Annotated in this window: 12 protein-coding genes; 10 read left to right on the forward strand and 2 right to left on the reverse strand. The window is 62.4% G+C overall.

Going from position 1 to position 18,604, the window contains the following annotated elements; genetic code table 11:
- From WM40_RS11445 to fhuB, 4 genes are all read left to right on the forward strand, one after another.
- On the forward strand, window positions 1–2,851 hold a 2,851-nt coding region (locus WM40_RS11445), incomplete at its 5' end, for a condensation domain-containing protein (protein ID WP_046152923.1).
- Between the two features lie 162 nt (window positions 2,852–3,013).
- Complete coding sequence (locus WM40_RS11450; RefSeq protein WP_236693474.1) at window positions 3,014–5,341, forward strand: TonB-dependent siderophore receptor; 2,328 nt, start codon at window positions 3,014–3,016, stop codon at window positions 5,339–5,341.
- Window positions 5,342–5,347: 6 nt separating this feature from the next.
- Entirely contained in the window at window positions 5,348–6,496 is a 1,149-nt protein-coding gene (locus WM40_RS11455; RefSeq protein WP_052738288.1) for an ABC transporter substrate-binding protein, read from the forward strand.
- 16 nt (window positions 6,497–6,512) lie between these two features.
- A complete protein-coding gene (gene fhuB / locus WM40_RS11460; RefSeq protein ID WP_236693475.1) occupies window positions 6,513–8,648 on the forward strand; it encodes a Fe(3+)-hydroxamate ABC transporter permease FhuB in 2,136 nt (711 codons plus the stop codon).
- 25 nt (window positions 8,649–8,673) lie between these two features.
- Here fhuB and WM40_RS11465 read toward each other — a convergent pair whose 3' ends face one another.
- Both WM40_RS11465 and WM40_RS11470 read right to left on the reverse strand, forming a co-directional pair.
- Entirely contained in the window at window positions 8,674–9,417 is a 744-nt protein-coding gene (locus WM40_RS11465; RefSeq protein ID WP_236693486.1) for a polysaccharide deacetylase family protein, read from the reverse strand.
- A 13-nt stretch (window positions 9,418–9,430) separates the two neighbouring features.
- Complete coding sequence (locus tag WM40_RS11470; RefSeq protein WP_024903980.1) at window positions 9,431–10,636, reverse strand: glycosyltransferase family 4 protein; 1,206 nt, start codon at window positions 10,634–10,636, stop codon at window positions 9,431–9,433.
- 333 nt (window positions 10,637–10,969) lie between these two features.
- Here WM40_RS11470 and WM40_RS11475 point away from each other — a divergent pair, with 333 nt between their 5' ends.
- The 6 genes from WM40_RS11475 (at window position 10,970) to mhpT (ending at window position 18,344) form a co-directional block, all read left to right on the forward strand.
- Complete coding sequence (locus WM40_RS11475) at window positions 10,970–11,848, forward strand: hypothetical protein (RefSeq protein ID WP_024903981.1); 879 nt, start codon at window positions 10,970–10,972, stop codon at window positions 11,846–11,848.
- 121 nt (window positions 11,849–11,969) lie between these two features.
- Window positions 11,970–12,443 carry a MarR family winged helix-turn-helix transcriptional regulator gene (locus WM40_RS11480; RefSeq protein ID WP_024903982.1) on the forward strand — a complete coding sequence of 158 codons (474 nt, stop codon included), beginning with the start codon at window positions 11,970–11,972 and terminating at the stop codon, window positions 12,441–12,443.
- Window positions 12,444–12,615: 172 nt separating this feature from the next.
- A complete protein-coding gene (locus tag WM40_RS11485) occupies window positions 12,616–13,446 on the forward strand; it encodes a p-hydroxycinnamoyl CoA hydratase/lyase (RefSeq protein ID WP_024903983.1) in 831 nt (276 codons plus the stop codon).
- A 170-nt stretch (window positions 13,447–13,616) separates the two neighbouring features.
- Window positions 13,617–15,065 (forward strand): aldehyde dehydrogenase, encoded by a 1,449-nt coding sequence (locus tag WM40_RS11490; protein WP_024903984.1) that lies wholly within the window; start codon window positions 13,617–13,619, stop codon window positions 15,063–15,065.
- A gap of 14 nt (window positions 15,066–15,079) precedes the next feature.
- Entirely contained in the window at window positions 15,080–16,963 is a 1,884-nt protein-coding gene (locus tag WM40_RS11495; protein WP_390174011.1) for a feruloyl-CoA synthase, read from the forward strand.
- A 175-nt stretch (window positions 16,964–17,138) separates the two neighbouring features.
- Window positions 17,139–18,344 carry a 3-(3-hydroxy-phenyl)propionate transporter MhpT gene (gene mhpT, locus WM40_RS11500; protein WP_024903986.1) on the forward strand — a complete coding sequence of 402 codons (1,206 nt, stop codon included), beginning with the start codon at window positions 17,139–17,141 and terminating at the stop codon, window positions 18,342–18,344.
- Window positions 18,345–18,604: the final 260 nt, after the last annotated feature.

Consider the following 18,604-nt stretch of genomic DNA (forward strand, 5'->3'; position numbering starts at 1 on the left):
ACGCCAGATTTTCGACTATCCAACGGTGGCGGAACAAGTGGTGCAATGGACTCCGGCATCCGCTACGGCATCGGCCGATGACGTCGATGATGTGGCGGACGCCTATGACGCGGACGCAGGGGATGCGCCAACATCCCTCCCGCTGACGCCTATTCAGCAATGGTTTTTCTTGCGCTACCCCCATGGCGAATCGCATTGGAATCAGTCCGTGCTGTTGCAAGTGGCTGGGCCGCTCGATCTGGCCGCCTTGGAACAGGCAGTGGATCTGCTGCGACGTCGGCACGATGCGTTGCGTCTGCGGTTCACGCGGGACATCGTGATCGATGGCGATGAAAAGCACGATGCGGAGACTGCGCTGGCCAAGCCGGGAACACCCCATGCGTCGCCAGATCCGCGCTACACATGGCGTCAGACGGTGCTTCCCGCGTCGATAGCCGAGCGCGATCTTGTATGGCGGCAACACCTCGTCGGCTGGGATGCATTGCCCGAGGCAGGGGAGGCGGTACAGCGCAGCCTGGACCTGACACATGGCCCGATCTGGCGTGTAGCGTATTTCACCCTGGCGGATGCGGAGCCGAAGGCGGATACGCGACTGTTGCTGACGGCCCATCACCTGGCAGTCGATGGCGTTTCCTGGCGCATCCTGTTGGACGAATTGCGGCAAGCGTACGAGCAGATCGTGGCGGGCAATACGACCAGCAACGGTACGGATGCGGGCGCGATGCTGGGAGCAAGCGCGGATGCGCATGCCACGCATTTGCCGAATCGAAGCTGGTCGTGGCGGCGCTGGACGCGGGCTTTGTCGGCGTATGCGAAGGAGCCCGCGCGTCTTGCGGAATTGCCGTGGTGGCAAACCGCGCTACGGGAGACGACACAAGGCGCGGCGTCCCTGTCGGCACCGCTTTTCCATACCTTGTCCAACACCGCTGCGCCTCAGCAAACCGTTTTACGCCGTCTGTCGCCGACGCTGACCGACGCATTGCTCCGGATACCCGGTGCGCTGACCAGCCGTTCCGCCCCGAGTGGAATACGTACGGCGCCGTCACCTACGCGACCTGCGATTCGCGTCGAGGATTGCCTGCTTGGCGCATTCGCGTCCGCGATCTGTGCCCATGCGGACCGCGGCCGTTTGCTTGTCGAGATCGAAGGGCACGGCCGCGAGGATGTGGTGGGAGGCGCAGACCTGAGCCGTACCGTAGGCTGGTTCACCACGCAATATCCGATTGTCGTCACGCATCAGCTGGCGCCGGCGGCGATGGTGGCGTCGGTCCGCGACGTCATGGCGCGTGTCCCTGCGCGGGGCATCCATTGGGGCCTGTTGACGCAACAGGCTGATGCGGCGAGCATTGCCGCCGTGCGGGCATTGCCGCAACCCCAGGTCAGTTTCAATTACCTCGGTCGCTTCGACAGTACGCTTGCGGCCGATACGGCGGAGTCGCCGCCATCGCGGTTTGGTTTTGCCGCGGAATCGGCGGGCCGCGCCACGGCACCATCAACGCAGGGACCGGATCGTGTTTTGGACCTCAACGCCTGGATCAGCAATGGCCGTCTGTCGGTGAGCTGGGGCTATGCCCCGCAGTATCTTGACGAAGCCCGCGTGACATCGATCGCCGATGCGTTCGAGGCCGTTATCGCCGCGTTGGTCGATGCCGATGCAGCGCACAACGTCGCGCATCAGGTTCCCGGGGCGTCAGCGTATGAGATGGCCGGGTCGGGCGATGTGTCACACGCGGCATCGACACCGCTTGTTGCATCGCCCAGGGCGCCGCGAGAAGCGGAGGCGCTTCTCACGGCGCTGCCGTCGCCAGTGCGCTTGCCTGCCGTGCCGAATCATCTGCGCCAGGCGGCCCTGTCCGAACCAACGCTCAGCGCCTGGGTGACGCGTGCCGATATCGAGCATGCGCTGTTGTCGATACCGGCCGTATCGCCGGGATTTTCCACGTGGTCCGGGTCGACACAGAGGCGGACGGCGCTTCTCGATATTGCACGCGATGCCGCACGGGAGGCCGATTCGCTCCCGTTGATACCGATGAATGCACTGGGGGCGCCATGGACTGTGTTTTGCCTGCATCCTGGGTATGGGATGGTGGCGGAATACTGTAGCGTCGCCCGCGCGCTGAATGGGATTGCCACGGTTGTCGGGGTGCAAGCACCGGCGCTGCGGGGATGTCCCTGGGACGGCGCGACACTCGAGGCGCTGGCGGCGCACTATGCGGACGCAATAGCCGCCTGGTGCGCAGACGCAGACGCTGGTGCGGCGAAGGCCGTGTCATTCCCCGGTGGGCACCCGCGCGGCGCAGGGCGAATCGGTTTACTAGGCTGGTCGTTCGGTGGCCGTCTGGCGGCGGCAATGCTCGCCGCGCCGGGCACGATATCGTTCGATTTCGTCGGCATCGTCGATACGGCCACGCAGTTGGCGGCCTCCGGAGGCGCCGACACCGACGCGCCGATGGCTGCCGGTACCGGGACGCCAAGCTTGACGGACAGCGTGCGCACTGGCGCGCCGTCGCTATTGCGTGCGGCGTTCGAAGCGGATGCCATGCATACGCGACTACTGCACGGTCACCTATTGCCGTCGTTACAATCCAATCTGTTTTTTTGGCGTGCGGCGCGGAGCGGCGTGGCGCAACCGACGGTAGGTGAAAAAGCGGGGGACACGTCCGTCACGTCCGCGCAAACGCCGACGGCAGTCCATCAGGACGTGCCAGTACGCCGCAGCGATTGGCAGCATGTCACGTCGGGCGTTGTCGTCGAGCGCAGCGTGGACGCAACGCACACGAGCATCGTTCACCATCCGACGTTTCTGGCGCAACTTCATGAAACGCTGGCGAATATCGCGCATGAAGGCTAAACATCGACCCACCACGATCTCATTCGAAAGGCGGGTGTAAGAAAAATCTGTCCTTCTAACAAATGATAGTGGTTCTCATTTGTATTAACATATCGCCTGCATCGCGGTTTTCACAAGCACAGTGCTTGAAATCAAACTGACTGACGGCGAGGATATAAGAAGATGGAAAGGCAGCAATTCGGGGCGGAATGCGGCAAGGTGGGGAATGGGGAGCGGGGTGGCAAGAAAGGGCGGCAACAGGGCATGCACACTCGGCTGCGCGCGAAGCGCACGGTGATCGCACGGCACGTGGTCTCTGCGTTGACGTTGGCCGGCGCGGCGGCGGGCACCGCAATGGCGCCCGGTGTGCACGCACAGGCCAACCCATCCAACGGCACCGTTGATACGGGCTCCACCAGCAGCGCCGCGAGCACATCGCAAACCACCTCGGCGATGCAGGCGACCGTTAATGCTGCCTTGCCTACGGTCGCGGTGACCGGAAAGACGGAAAATCCAAAAGGCCCAGGCGTCGGCTACGTCGCCACGCGATCGATGACCGGCACGAAGACCGACAGCTCGCTGATGACGAATCCGCAGAGTGTAAGCGTTGTCACCCGCCAGCAGATGGATGACCAGGGCGCGATGACCGTCGACCAGGCGTTGCGCTACACGCCGGGCGTCTATACGCAAGACGGTACCGATATTCGATCGGACCAGATTCGCGGCCGGGGTTTTACACTGGATTCCTATCTGGACGGATTGAAGCTGCAGGCATCTCCACGCTTCTCCACGCCGCGTGTCGATGCCTATCTGATGGAACGGATGGACATTCTGCACGGCCCGTCTTCGGTGCTGTATGGGTCAGCCAATCCCGGCGGTCTCGTGAATTTCGTCAGTAAATTGCCGACGGAGACGCCATACCACGAAATCATGCTGCAGATAGGGAATCACAATACCTATCAAATCGGCTATGACTTCAGCGGCCCGGTGGATAAGAACGGCACGATCTTATATCGTATCACCGGCATCGGGCGCACCGCGGAGACGCAGGTAAGCGCGATCAAGGACCAACGTATCGCGATTGCCCCGTCGGTGACGATCCGTCCGAGCCGCGACACCTCGTTGACGCTGCAGGGCGGTTATCAACGCGATCCCAATGGTGGCCTGTTCAATCCGGTGCCGGCGTCGGGGACGATTCTGCCGAACCCGAACGGGTCCGTGTCCTCGGACCGGTACTTGGGTGACGCAAGCAAGGATGGCATGCATCGCTCGCAATACTGGCTGGGCTATCAGTTCCAGCATGGGTTCAACGACACGTTCAGCGTGTCGCAAAATGCCCGCTATCTGTTTGTCGACCAACGGTACTATCAGACGTCGGTGGGGGCAGCGCTGCTGAACAATGGGGCAACCGCGCCGATGTACGGAAACGTCGACCAGGAACGGTATTCGCAATTCGAGATAGATACGCATGCAACCGCCAAGTATGCAACCGGGCAGGTGCAGCATACGACGTTATTTGGTCTTGATTACCAGCGGGCATCGTTGAACGACGCAACCAATCTTGCCCAGTTTGTGGGCAATACCAGTCTGTTCAATCCGAACTATGGATCGCTCAGTTCCGTCCATCCGCTGTACAAGGACTCGTATTCCTTGAGCCAGGTGGGCGTGTACGCGCAGGACGAAGCACGGTGGCGTAACTGGGTACTGACGTACGGCATTCGGGAGGACTGGGCCGGGACAGATCAAAATTACCGGCTGATTTCCACCGGTAACAGTATCCAGCATCAGCACGCGGACGACCATGCCTTCACGTGGCGCGTGGGCCTCGCCTACGAGTTCAATAACGGTATCGCACCGTACATCAGCTACGCCAAATCGTTTGCGCCGGTGCTGGGTGCGACATACAGTGGCGCGGCGTTCAAGCCGACCACCGGAAAGCAGACCGAGGTCGGTGTGCGTTACAAACCCACCGATTATGATGCGCTGTTCACCGCCGCCTTCTATACACTGACGCAGAACAACGTCACGACGACGGACCCGGCGCATACCTCGTCGAGCATCCAGACCGGCCAGATACTATCGCGCGGGATGGATTTATCGGCCAATGCGAACTTGACGGAGAACCTGAAACTGATCGCGTCGTACTCGTACATCGATCAACGCAATACGCAGAGCACCACCGCGTTCGGTAAGCGTCCTACCATCGCGCCGCGTCACTCCGCGTCGATTTGGGCCGATTACACACTGCACAAGGGACCTTTGCGGAACTTCGGTTTTGGTGGCGGTGTTCGGGCGGTGAGCAGTTCGGCCGGGGACGACCAGGACACGATCCGTGTGCCGGGTCGTATGCTGGTTGACCTGAGCGCGCATTACGATATCCAGAACTGGCGTCTGTCGATCAACGTCAACAATCTGCTCGATCGCGAGTATATTTCCTACTGCACGACGTCCTATGCCTGCTATTGGGGTGCAACCCGCACCGTGCTAGGAACGGCGCGTTACCAATGGTGAGCTTGAATGGTCAGGCCGCTGATGTTGCCGGAACTACCAATACTTATGCCCATGCCGGATTGCGGTGACACGAACTTCGGCGATCCCGTTCCGATGACCCGCCGCCGCTGGTTGCGGGCTGTTGGGGGCATGCTTGGCATGGGGTGTCTCGGCGCAGCAGGATTATTGGCCGACCCGGCAATGGTCCATGCCACGTCCACCGCGACGCCGTTTGATCGCAATGCCGCGCGTCGGATGGCGACGGGGACCATGCCGCGGGTTGCCGTGCTCGACTGGGGGCTGACCGAGGTTGTCTTGTCATTGGGCGTGACACCGCTGGCGATTGCGCGACCTACCTGGTATCGGGCGCTTGACGGCGATCCGTCGTTGCCGGTCGCGGTAACAGACACGGGACTGCTCTACCAACCGAATTTCGAGGTATTGCAGGCACTTGCACCGGAGCTGATCATCGTCACGCCATGGCATGCACCGCTGCTACCACAATTGAGGCGCATCGCACCGGTGGAAACGGTGGCAATGTTCGGCGCGCGTCATGATTTGCTTGCGCTTGCGCAATCCGCCACGCAGCAGTTGGGCGACCGGCTGAATCGACAAGCGGCCGCCGCGGCATTGGTGGCGGAAACCGGGCAGGTGATTGCGGCCACCCGGGCCACGCTGGCGTCCCGGCTATCCGATAATGTCGGGACGCCGATGCTGTTTTTCAAACCGATCGATGCGACGCATGTGGCTGTCTATGGCGAGAACAGCTTGTTCGGCGCGGTGGCCGGCCGCGCTGGTCTGCAAAATGCCTGGACGGGAGAAGGGGACTTGCTCGGCAGTGGGCAAACCGATCTCGCCGGTTTGGCCGATGCCACGCGTCTCCATGACGTCGATCGATTGCTGGCCGTTGCCATCGACGCCCCGCCGCCATTGGCCGCCGCGATGCGTGGTAGCCGATTGTGGCAAGTTCTTCCGTTTGCCACGGCCGGGCGTGTCGTGCAGTTAAACGGCATGACATACGATGGTCATCCGTTCGCGCCATTCGGCGGATTGCGGACGGCGATTCGTTTTGCCCGCGCGCTCACTGGCGTGCTCGACTTAACGTCTTCTCACAACGTGGCTTCCGGCAGTATGCACGCCCTCTCACGGATGTCGCCCGCGACGCCCCGCGCCTGACGCTAATCGATTCCTGATGACACGATACGATTCCGCTTCACGTGATCCGGCACGGTCCCCCGCGCCACCCGCGCCCGTCCGGTCGCGCGAACGATGGTCGATGCCGGTAGTGGTGTTGCCCTTCCTCTTCATCGCCCTGGCATTACTGGCGCACGGGTTGGCGCAGCAGTTGCCGGTGAGTACCTGGCCACGATTATTCGGTTTGGCTTTTGACCACGGTGCCAGCGTCGGCGGCATCGGCAGGCCCGTAACAGACCACGCGTCGCATGCGGCCTCGGCGGTGGAAACCCTGTCGATCTTGCTGGTCCGCTATGGCTGGCTGCCACGCGTGGTGATTGCACTGATTGCCGGGGGAGCCTTGTCATTGGCGGGCGTGATTTTCCAGCAAGTCTTGCGTAATCCGCTCGCCGAACCCCTGACGCTCGGCGTGGCATCAGGCGGCTATCTGGCGCTGACAGTGGCGGCGGTGGTCGCGCCGGCCCTGGTTGCGGATGCGCGATTCGCCGTGGCCTTCGGCGGTGCCGCGGTGGCGATGCTGCTGACGATGGCCTTTGCCGCCAGGCGCGGCTTTTCATCGCTGTCTGTCATTCTCGCCGGCATGATCGTCAACCTCTATTGCGGCGCCGTGGCCGTGCTGTTGACCATTGTCTATGAGCGCTCACTCACCGCGGTCTTTATCTGGGGCGGCGGCGTCCTCAGTCAAAGCGGCTGGCAAGGCGTGCTCTGGTTGTTGCCTCGGGTCCTCGTCGGCGCGGTGCTGGCAGCGCTGTTGATCCGCCCCTTGCGTCTGTTTTCGCTTGACGACGCGCAAATGTCGCAACTGGGTCTGCGGCTCGCGTGGATCCGGCCATTGGCGCTGACGCTTGCCGTCTTGCTGAGCGCATCAGTTGTCAGCGCGGTCGGCGTGATCGGTTTCATCGGTTTGGCAGGTCCCGCGTTGGCACGACTGGTCGGCGCGCGGCGCCTGCGTGACCAATTGCTGTGGGCACCGGTAATTGGCGCGCTTTTGCTGTTGATCGCCGATCAAGTCGTGCAAGCGCTGCCTCCGGCGCTCGGTGCGCAGTTGCCCACGGGTGCCGCCATCGCTTTGCTGGGGGGGCCGTTGCTGTTGTGGATGTTGCATCGGTTCCGACTGGACGGTGCGCGCCCGGAAACGCTGCACGCCGCCGCGCCGCGTCGCGCGCTGCACGGGCCGGCATGGGTACTGACGATTTTGCTGTTGATCGGCGTATGGCTGTCCCTGCACCTGGGGCGTGATGTCGGCGGCGGTGGCGGGCAGGGTGGATGGACATGGGCTGATGCGTCGACACTGCCACAACTGATGTACTGGCGCTGGCCGCGCTTATTGGCATCGCTTGCTTCGGGCATCATGCTGGCGTTGGCCGGGACGCTCCTGCAGCGCGTCACCGGTAACCCGATGGCAAGTCCGGAGTTGCTCGGGGTCAGCGGTGGCGCAATGGTGGGAACGTTATTGCTGGCGCTGTCGTTAGCGGCGCTCGGCATGGCCCCCGGCACGGGCTGGCTGCTGCTGGGGGCCTCCGCTGGCGCGCTGCTTTTCCTGGCCGCACTGCTCGCGATAGGGCGGCGCCGTCGGTTCGCGCCGGGGCATGTGTTGTTGGGCGGTATCGCGCTCAGTGCCTTTGCACAGGCGGTCATTGTGCTAGCCACGGCCAGCGGTGGCGCGTATGCCACGTTGATACGCCCCTTGCTGTACGGTTCGACCTATCTGGTCAGCCCCGGTACCGCAGTCGGTGTTGCCGTCTCCGCGGTGCTGTTGACGCTGTTGGCGATGCTGTGTGCCCGTTGGCTCGATATGTTGCCACTAGGGGGCGACATTGCCGATGGCTTGGGCATGGACAGCGGGCATGCGCGACTCGTGTTGTTGCTGTTGTCCGCGGTGGCGAGTGCGGCGGCGACGTTGATCGTCGGGCCGATGTCATTTGTCGGCCTGATGGCGCCGCATCTTGCGCGGCTGCTGGGGTTCAATCGAGCACGCTCGCAGCTATGGATTGCCGCACTGATTGGCGCGGTGCTAATGGTGTTGGCGGACTGGCTCGGGCGGAATGTCATCTTCCCGCAGCAGATGCCGGCAGGTATCCTGGCGACGCTGATTGGCGGGCCTTATCTGCTGTGGTTGTTGCAAAAGCGGTAAACAGCATTGCGGCGCCGTCTTGCCGCTATGTTCTCGCGAACGCGGACGGCAGCGTTGGCGGAAGCAGGCACTTCGATAGTAATTTAGGGACCGATGTAAATGCGCTGACGGTTACGCGAGGGAGTGCAAAGAGATCGTCATTCGCACGCGCCCGGCCGCGCGCCGTCGTGGTGGCGTTGCTGTAGCCGGCCTTACGCGTCATGTCGGCAAGTTTCGCGTTCCAATCACCATAGGGGTAGCAGAAAGCGTCGACTGGCGCGTCCACCACGGTTTCCAAGGCGTGTTTGGAACCGGCGATCTGCCGCTCGGCCGATGCGTTGTCCAACTGCGGCAAATGACAGTGATCGATCGTGTGGGAGCCTACTTCCTGGCCCGCCGCGTGCCACGCCCGCACCTGCGCGGCATCCATCAAGGGCGTCGCGGGGACGCCGAGATGCGCGTCCCAGTCATTCGACCCCGCCAGCTTTCCCGCCACGAAATAACATGTCGATGTGAAATGCAATGCCGTCAATACGGGCGCCGCATATTCAAGCACGTTCGCGAAACCATCGTCGAAAGTAATCCCGAACACCTTGCCGGTTTTTTCGCCGTGCAGATAAGGCTGCAGGTCGCGCATCGACAGACCGCGGTAGCCGAGTCGTCGCAGCCATTGCATCTGAGCGCGAAACGCCGACGGTGCGACATGCAACGTCCATAACGGGTTATCGCGCGGCGGCACGATGTCGATCTGGTGGTACATCAGAATCGGAATAGCGGCGCGCGGCGTCATCGAGGGCATGGTGTCAAAGGGCCTGCGACGTGTTGGATGGCACGATCGGCTTGCTCACGCCTGTAGCCGTGTCCATGCTTGTCCGTGTGTCCTTGGTCTGCTTGCCGCGTGCTGCAATGGCGCAATGGTAGACCGACATCGTTTCGACAAGAAAGCCTTCCATGCCGAATTGCGCGACACTTTTGCTCCGGGCTGCGCGCCCCAGCGCCAGTCGATGGTCCGGGTCGTTTAATATCTGGCGCAGCACGCCAGCGACAGCCGCGGCATCCCCTGGTGGGACTACCCAGCCGTTGATACCGTCATCGACATTCTCCAGTAGGCCGCCGCTGGCAGCCACCATCACGGGGAGACCCGCGGCCATTGCTTCCCGGCAGGCGTACGACAGGGTTTCTTTTTGCGATAAGACAAATGCCATGTCACTACAGCCTAATACGGCGTTTTTGTCCGTGATCAGCCCGGTGAAATGAAAATGACGGCGAACGTCCAGCGCGTCGAGTGTCGCCAATGTCAAGTCACAAGGTAATTCCCCGGCCAGTACAACGGACAGTCGCGCGCGCTCCTCGGGGCGCAACAAGACGAGCGCATTGGCCAGTGTCATCCAGCCCTTGTGCGCGCCCGTCCCCGCGGTGCTGCCTAAAACCAGATGAGGCAACCGGCCCGAGGCACCGTAACAGATGTCGCGTAGCCCTTTCCATTGCCGTGCCAGTTCGGGATGATGTCCGGCGTCGAGATCAATGCCGTGTTTGACGACTGAAACCTTGCGGTAAGCGGAGTTGGCAAGGAAGGTTTTGACGTAGTCGCTTACTGCGATGGTGTGATCGGTGAAGAAGCGGGCACGAATGGCATTTCCGATCGAGCACGCGCGATGCTCATTATGTTTCGTGAAAACGATCACAGGGCGTTTGCGAATCAATGCGCAGGCAAGCATAACGAAGCGGTGATCGGCCGATCCGTTGACGTGGATGATGTCGAACTTGCCGGCGACAATCAGTTTTCTCAGGTGAATGATCGTAGTGGCCCACTCGGCGATGCGCGGTTTGAAGTCAAACGGGAGAAACGCGATATCGGGCAGCGCGTCACGCCATGCATATAACTGACTGGTGTCCGGCGTGGCAATGCTGATTCGGTGTTCCTTGGACAACGCCTTCGCCAGCGTCACGATGTACGTAGTGTGGCCTCCACCATTCAAGCTGTGGAAATTCGTATATAGGATGTTCACGCTGGCACCGTATGGCGTTACCGATTATTACTTTCCGCGCCGAGTTTAATACATGCAATCTGCTTACAACTGTCCGTCAGTCCGAAATATACAAAAGTCGCAAAGTCGCAACGTCGCAACGTCGCGTAACGTGACATATCGACGCCTCACAGCGATATCAGCAGGCGGTCAAACGAATTATTGCTTAGGCACTAAACAACATGCAGCGGTATGGACTATCTGTTTACCGCGAACGAGAAGGCGTAGCGAGGCGAGATGGTCGACATTCATGGTGCCGTCATGACAGGTGACTAGTCTGGGGCTGCTTCACTTCTTTATCCCATGAGAGCCCAAATGACAAAGATCAACTGGCATCATGCGGCTGGCGTTGCAATGGTTGCAATGAGCTTGGTCGCGCACGATGCGTTTGCAAAAACCCCGACAGTTGGCAGTCGGGAATTCAAGGTCCTCTTGAATCCGGCCGCGTTCGACAGCGACCCACTGGACGCGGCGAACCGGTTCCTGACCGACTTGCAGGCCAGCCTCGCGTCGAATGGTTTCGATTCGACCGTGAAAAAGACGTTCGCCGCCGACCACGATCGCACCGTGCTCTATTACGATTCACCGGGAACGTGTGAAGTGAAGGCCGCAGGATATTCGATGCGCGAACGAGACGATAGTGGTGACCGTGAAATCGAGTTGAAGTTTGGTTCCACCGATGAAAGTACGGCGGCGAATACCGATGTCACCGGCAGTTCGTCAAAAGCCGAAAGCAAGCTTGAGGACGATATCACGCCGACGTATCACGAGCAGTTTTCGCATTCGACTTCAGAACCGTTGAAGAGCAGTAAAAACCTCAATCACCTGAGTGACATCAAGGATCTGTTCCCGACGACGACTGTTTTCGATAGCGTCAGCAGCCAGGCATTATCGCCAGTCAGCGGCTTGTCGATCCATGAGGTGACCTATGACGGGCCAACCAGTGATATTGGTCAGTCCGATGCGGATTTCACGCTCACGGTGTGGTACGCAAACGGGGCATCGACTCCCTCATTGGTGGAGATATCGTTCGAAGTCGACGTGAATGGTGATGGTCAATTTACGGACAAGGTGACGTCGCGGTCGAAATTAATTTTCAGCACCTTGCAAGGGATGACGAACTGGACGTTGTCGCCCAGCACGACGAAGACGGCGTGGGTGTACAACTACCAGCCGTCGTTTTGCTCGCAGTAAAAAAACGATCCTATCGGTCAGGCCGGCTGTGCCCATGGCGGCGATGTATCGGCCGGACGGGTGTTCGCGAGCATGGCTGGTAAGATAGCGGGACAGTCATCAGCCCGTCTCCCTTCCACCGATGAAGCCAGCCGCAAAGCCGACCCGAAAGGATATCGGAACCCGAATCACCCCTCGCCCCGCGCAGCGCCTGACGTATTCGATCGGCAACCTCGATCGCCTGCTGCGCCGTCACATGACCGACGCGCTTGCCCCGCTGGGCATCACGCTGGCGCAGTACACGGCGTTGTCCGTACTGGAGGCGCGTGGGCCGTTATCTAATGCGAAGGTTGCCGAGCGCTCATTTATCACGCCGCAATCCGCAAACGAGGTGATGAGTGCCATGGCCACGCGAGGACTGATCCGGCGCGATGCCGATCCGAACCACGGCCGCTTGATCCTTTTGACACTGACCGCGGAAGGCAGCGCGATGCTGCGTCGCTGCGAGACCGTATTTCAACCCCTCGAATTGCAAATGCTCGACGGCATGCAGGATGCCGATCGCGCGGTAGTGCAACGCTGGCTTGACGTCCTGGTGCGCAACCTGCGCAACTGATTCGGTTTCGGACACGCAGCCTTGCCCGACATATCCTGCTGGTTTCGGGTATACACCGAACTCGTGCGCACGCAATATCAGGTAACCTGATATAAATCACCTCTGGTTGCAATCGCGTCGGCGTGGCACCGCGATGCGATGCACTGATCCACACGAATAACGGGAACGTGACATGAGCAAATATGGAAATCGCTGGGAAACGGTGAAGGTGGAGGTATCGGCTGGTATCGCATGGGTCACGCTGAACCGACCGGAAAAGCGCAATGCGATGAGCCCGACGCTCAATCGCGAAATGCTGCAGGTGCTCGATGAGGTCGAGTTCGACGACGAGGCGAAGGTGCTGGTGCTGACCGGTGCGGGCACCGCGTGGACGGCCGGCATGGACCTGAAGGAGTATTTTCGCGAGATCGATGGCGGCTCGGACGCCTTGCAGGAGCGGGTACGTCGCGACGCGTCCGAGTGGCAATGGCGCCGGTTGCGGATGTATAGCAAGCCGACGATCGCGATGGTCAACGGTTGGTGCTTCGGCGGCGGATTTTCCCCGCTGGTCGCGTGCGATCTGGCGATTGCCGCCGACGATGCGGTGTTCGGGCTGTCGGAAATCAACTGGGGCATTCCGCCGGGCAATCTGGTCAGCAAGGCGATGGCGGATACGGTGGGTCATCGCCAGGCGCTGTACTACATCATGACGGGCGACACGTTCACCGGGGCCGAAGCAGCGGAGATGGGGCTCGTCAATCGCAGCGTGCCGCTCGCCGAATTGCGCGATGCGACGATTGCGATCGCCGCGAAGCTGACCGACAAGAATCCCGTCGTGCTGCGCGCGGCGAAACACGGGTTCAAGCGTTGCCGTGAACTCACGTGGGAGCAGTCGGAGGATTATCTGTACGCCAAGCTCGATCAGGCGCAATTGCGCGACCCGGAGCATGGTCGCGAGCAGGGGCTGAAGCAGTTCCTCGATGACAAGGCCATCAAGCCGGGCCTGCAGGCATACAAGCGCTGACTGACAGTGTGTGCTGGTGCCGGGCGCAAGGCGAGCCGAAAGGCGTGTATGCCGTCTTGCGCGGCGTGGCGTGTCCGACGTACCCGTCACGCCGACGTGATGAAAACGATAACGACCCCATCTCGCCCCGCGCCGGCAAGGGCGGGGTGAAGAGACGGACAGGAGACAACATGACCGACGGAAAGATGCTGATCGGCGGCGAATGGCGCGCGGCCACGGGCAGTGCGACGTTCGACCGACACGATCCGGTAACGGGGGCGCTGGCCTCGCGCGCCGGTGCCGCAAGCGTCGACGATGCAACGGCGGCGGTGGCGGCCGCGCACGCCGCCTTCCCCGCTTGGGCGGCGCTCGCCCCGACGGAGCGCCGGCGAAAGTTGCTGCAAGCGGCCGATCTGATGGATGCGCGCGCCGCGGACTTCATCGCCATGGGCGTCGCGGAGACCGGTGCGACGCCCGGTTGGATCGGCTTCAACGTGATGCTTGCGGCGAACATGTTGCGCGAGGCGGCGTCGATGACCACGCAGATTCAGGGCGATGTCATTCCGTCCGATACGCCCGGCAGCCTCGCGATGGGCTTGCGGGTGCCGTGTGGCGTCGTACTCGGCATCGCGCCGTGGAACGCGCCGGTCATCCTCGGCACGCGTGCGGTCGCGATGCCGCTTGCCTGCGGCAACACGGTGGTATTGAAGGCGTCCGAGCTATGTCCGGCACTGCACTTGATGATCGGGGGCGTGCTGAACGACGCGGGCATCGGTGCGGGGGTGATCAACGTGATTACCCATACGGCGGCCGACGCGCCGGCCGTTGTTGAGCGGCTGATCGCGGACCCGCGTGTGCGCCGTGTGAATTTCACCGGTTCGACACGGGTCGGCCGTATTGTCGCGCGGCTTGCCGCGGAGCATCTGAAGCCGGCACTGCTCGAACTTGGCGGCAAGGCGCCGGCGATCGTTCTCGATGACGCCGATCTCGATGCCGCCGTCGACGCGATCGCCTTCGGTGCATTTTTCAATCAAGGGCAGATCTGCATGTCGACGGAGCGCGCGATTGTCGCGCGGGGCGTTGCCGATGCTTTCGTCGAGCGGCTTGCCGTGAAGGCGCGGACGCTCGTGGCGGGTGATCCGCGTGACGGGCATCCGCTTGGCGCGATGGTCGGCGCCGACGCGGCGGCACGCGCCGCGGCGCTGGTCGAGGACGCGACGTTGCAGGGCGCGTCACTGCCGGTTGGCTGTCGTGTCGATGGCGCCATCATGCAGCCGACGATCGTCGACGGTGTGACGTCCTCGATGCGGCTCTATCGCGATGAGTCGTTCGCGCCGGTTGTCGCCGTGCTGCGCGCTGAGGATGACGAGCATGCGATCACGCTCGCGAACGACAGCGAGTTCGGTTTATCCGCGGCGGTATTCAGCCGCGACCTCGCGCGCGCCATGCGTGTTGCGAACCGGATAGCGTCCGGCATCTGTCACATCAACGGCGCGACCGTGCACGACGAGGCGCAGATGCCGTTCGGTGGCGTCAAGTCGAGCGGTCATGGCCGCTTCGGCAGCCGCGCGTCGGTCGCCGAATTCACCGAGCTGCGCTGGATTACCGTGCAGACCTCACCACGTCACTATCCGGTATGAGCAAGGAGACTGCCGTGCTTGCCACGCCTGTTTCATCCGTGCGTTATCGCGCGGCCGACGTCGCCGAGGGCGCCGCGCATATCGAGCGCGACGGTGACGGCTGGCTGCTGCGTGCGGTCGAGCCGCTCGGCGCCTATCCGGATCGCCTGACCGACTGTCTGATCGCCGGGGCGCGGGCGCATCCGTCTCGCACAATCGCCGCGCAACGTGGACCGGACGGCGAGTGGATCCAACTGCATTACGCGGCGATGCTCGAGCGTGCCCGATCACTTGGCGAGGCGCTCATCGGGCTCGGACTATCCGCTGAACGACCGCTCGCGATCCTGTCCGGCAACGACCTGCAGCATCTGCAACTCATGTTCGCCGCGATGCTGGCCGGTGTGCCCGTCGCGCCGATCTCGCCAGCGTATTCGCTGGTATCCACCGACCATGGAAAACTGAAATACACGCTTGGCGTGCTGACGCCTGGCGCGGTATTCGTCGATGACGGCGCGGCGTTCGCACGAGCGATTGCAGCGGCCGCGCCGGCCGACGCGGCCGTGATCGTCGGCCGCAATGCCGGAGCCCTCGCGACGCCTGGCGCGCGCGTCGTCGCGTTCGATGCGCTCCTCGACACGGTCCCGTCGACGATCGATGCCGTCCATGCGCAGGTGGGCCCCGACACGCTCGCGAAGATCCTCTTTACCTCCGGCTCGACGAAGCAGCCGAAGGCCGTGCCGACGACGCACCGGATGTTGTGCAGCAATCAGCAGATGCTGCGCCAGACCATGCCCGAGCTTGCGCGCACGCCACCGGTACTGGTGGACTGGCTGCCATGGCATCACACATTCGGTGGTAGCCACAACCTCGGCATCGCGCTGTACAACGGCGGCACGATCTGGCTCGATGACGGTCGGCCGGTGGCAGGTCGTTTCGACGAAACCGTGCGAAACCTGCGCGAGATCGCGCCCACGATCTATTTCAATGTGCCGAAGGGCTGGGAGGAACTGACGTTCGCCCTGGAGCGTGATTCCGCGTTGCGCGAGTCATTCTTTTCGCGCGTGAAGTTGTATTTCTTCGGTGGCGCGGGACTGTCACAGGCTGCGTGGGACCGGCTTGAACGGGTGACCGAGGCACATTGCGGCGAGCGCGTTCGCATCATGGCGGGGCTCGGCATGACGGAGACGTCGCCGTCATGCCTGTTCACGACCGGGCCGGTGCGACGTTCGGGCTACATCGGTTTGCCTGCACCCGGCTGCGAGGCGCGGCTCGCACGCTGTGGCGACAAGTTCGAGTTGCGTTTTCGCGGGCCGAACGTCATGCGTGGCTATCTCAATGCGGAGGTAGATCCCGCCAGCGTTTTCGATGCCGACGGATTTTATCGCAGCGGCGATGCGGCATATTTCGTCGATCCTGATCGTCCGGCGCTCGGGCTGATGTTCGACGGGAGGCTGACGGAGGATTTCAAGCTCAGTTCAGGGACTTTCGTCAGCGTCGGACCGATGCGCGCGCGGGCGGTATCGGAGGGCGCCCCCTATGTGCAGGACATCGTGGTGACGGGTATCGATCGTGACGACATCGGCTTTCTGGTGTTTCCACGACTCGACGCGTGCCGGCAACTGGCGGGTCTAGCCCCCAATATTCCGGCGGCCGACGTGCTCGCTTCGCCGGCGGTGCGTGACTGGTGCGCGACGTGGCTCGCGCGGTTGAACGCCACCGCGACCGGCAGCGCGTCGCGGATTGCGCGCGTGCGTCTGCTGGAAGTGCCACCGTCACTGGATCTTGGGGAAACAACGGACAAGGGGTCGATCAATCAGGGTGCGGTGCAACGGCATCGTGCGGCGCTGATCGAGCGGCTATACGCGGCGGCGGCCGACGATCCGCTGGCGATTCTTGCGATACACGACGCACAACAGTGACACCCCATGAAACGCGATCGGCGGACGGGGCGGCGGATCTCACCGTCGCGCCGCACTGCCACAACGGGCATACGGAAAAGGAAAAATTAGGTATCCGTATGATGAAAGAAAACCGATAACAGACATTGCCGCGGCACATCATACGTCCGCAAGCGGTGCAAATGGAGACCGACGCATGAATACCTATGTAGCGCAGCGGCAAGGAACCGCCGCGACGCTCGCGCTGTGTTTCGCGATTGCCTTGCTCGAGGGGCTCGACTTGCAATCGGTCGGGGTCGCGGCGCCGCGGATGGCGCGAGAATTCGGCCTGTCGGTTGGGCAGATGGGCTGGGCCTTCAGCGCAGGGACGTTCGGACTGCTGCCGGGCGCGATGCTCGGGGGACGGCTTGCGGACCGCTACGGCCGTAAGCGCGTGCTGATTGCATCGGTCTGCCTGTTCGGGTTGCTGTCGCTCGCGACCGCACAGGTGTCGAGCTTTGCCATGCTGACGGTCGTGCGGGTTCTCACCGGGATCGGTCTGGGCGGCGCGATGCCGAACCTGATCGCGTTGTCATCGGAGGTGGTTGCGCCGAATCGGCGCGGCACGGCGGTCAGCGCGATGTATTGCGGCATTCCGTTCGGCGGTGTAATCGCTTCGCTGATCGGTGTCCTGCTGGCAAGCGATACCGAATGGCGTCATATCTTCTATGTCGGCGGCGTCGGGCCGCTGCTGCTGGTGCCGCTTCTTGCCTTGATGCTGCCTGAGTCGCGCGCGTATCTCGACGCGGCCAGTACACGCAGTGAACCGGCGAGTGTTCGCACCGTGCTGTTCGGCGGCGGTCGCACGCCTGCGACGCTGGCGTTGTGGCTCAGCTACTTCTGCACGCTGATCGTGCTGTACTTCCTGTTGAACTGGCTGCCGTCGCTGATGGCCGCGCGCGGACTCGGCCGCGCGGAGGTCGGCATGGTGCAGATCTGCTTCAATATCGGCGGAGGGCTCGGTGCGCTCGGCATCGGCATGTTGACCGACCGACTCGGCGCGGCGCGCGTCGTGGGTGGCATGTACACCGCAATCGTCGTGTCGCTCGCGGCCCTGGCGCTCGCACCCGGTTTCACGACGTTGGCGGCGGCCGCATTTGCCGCGGGGATGTTCGTGATCGGTGGACAGTCGGTGCTGTATGCGCTAGCGGCGATTTATTATCCCACGGCCATGCGCGGTACCGGCGTCGGGGCGGCCGTTGCCGTGGGGCGGGTCGGCTCGGTCGTGGGACCGCTCGCCGCCGCGCAACTGCTTGCGATGGGACGCAGTACCTCCGTCGTGATTGGCGCGAGCATCCCTGTCACGGTGGTGGCCGCGCTCGCCGCGCTGCTGCTCGTGAGGCGTCAACCGGCCGATGAATGAGTCGCGGATGAGGGCGGTACGCGCATCCCGACACCCGTGTGGTCCACGCTAGGTGTTTGTACTAAACCGTACGCATTGGCGATTTAATATCAGGCTTCCTGATATAAGATGCGCTTCACGACAACGGACATTGGCGCGCCCGATGCCAACGTCGAATCGGGCAATACACGTCGCGGATGTCAAGAAGGCAGACTTTGCGATGCAACTAAAAAGGCGGCATCCGGGCATACCGGACAGTTGCCATCCTGCCAGATGGTTTG

This window comes from Robbsia andropogonis, from assembly GCF_000970345.1.
GTDB classification, from domain to species: Bacteria; Pseudomonadota; Gammaproteobacteria; order Burkholderiales; family Burkholderiaceae; genus Robbsia; species Robbsia andropogonis.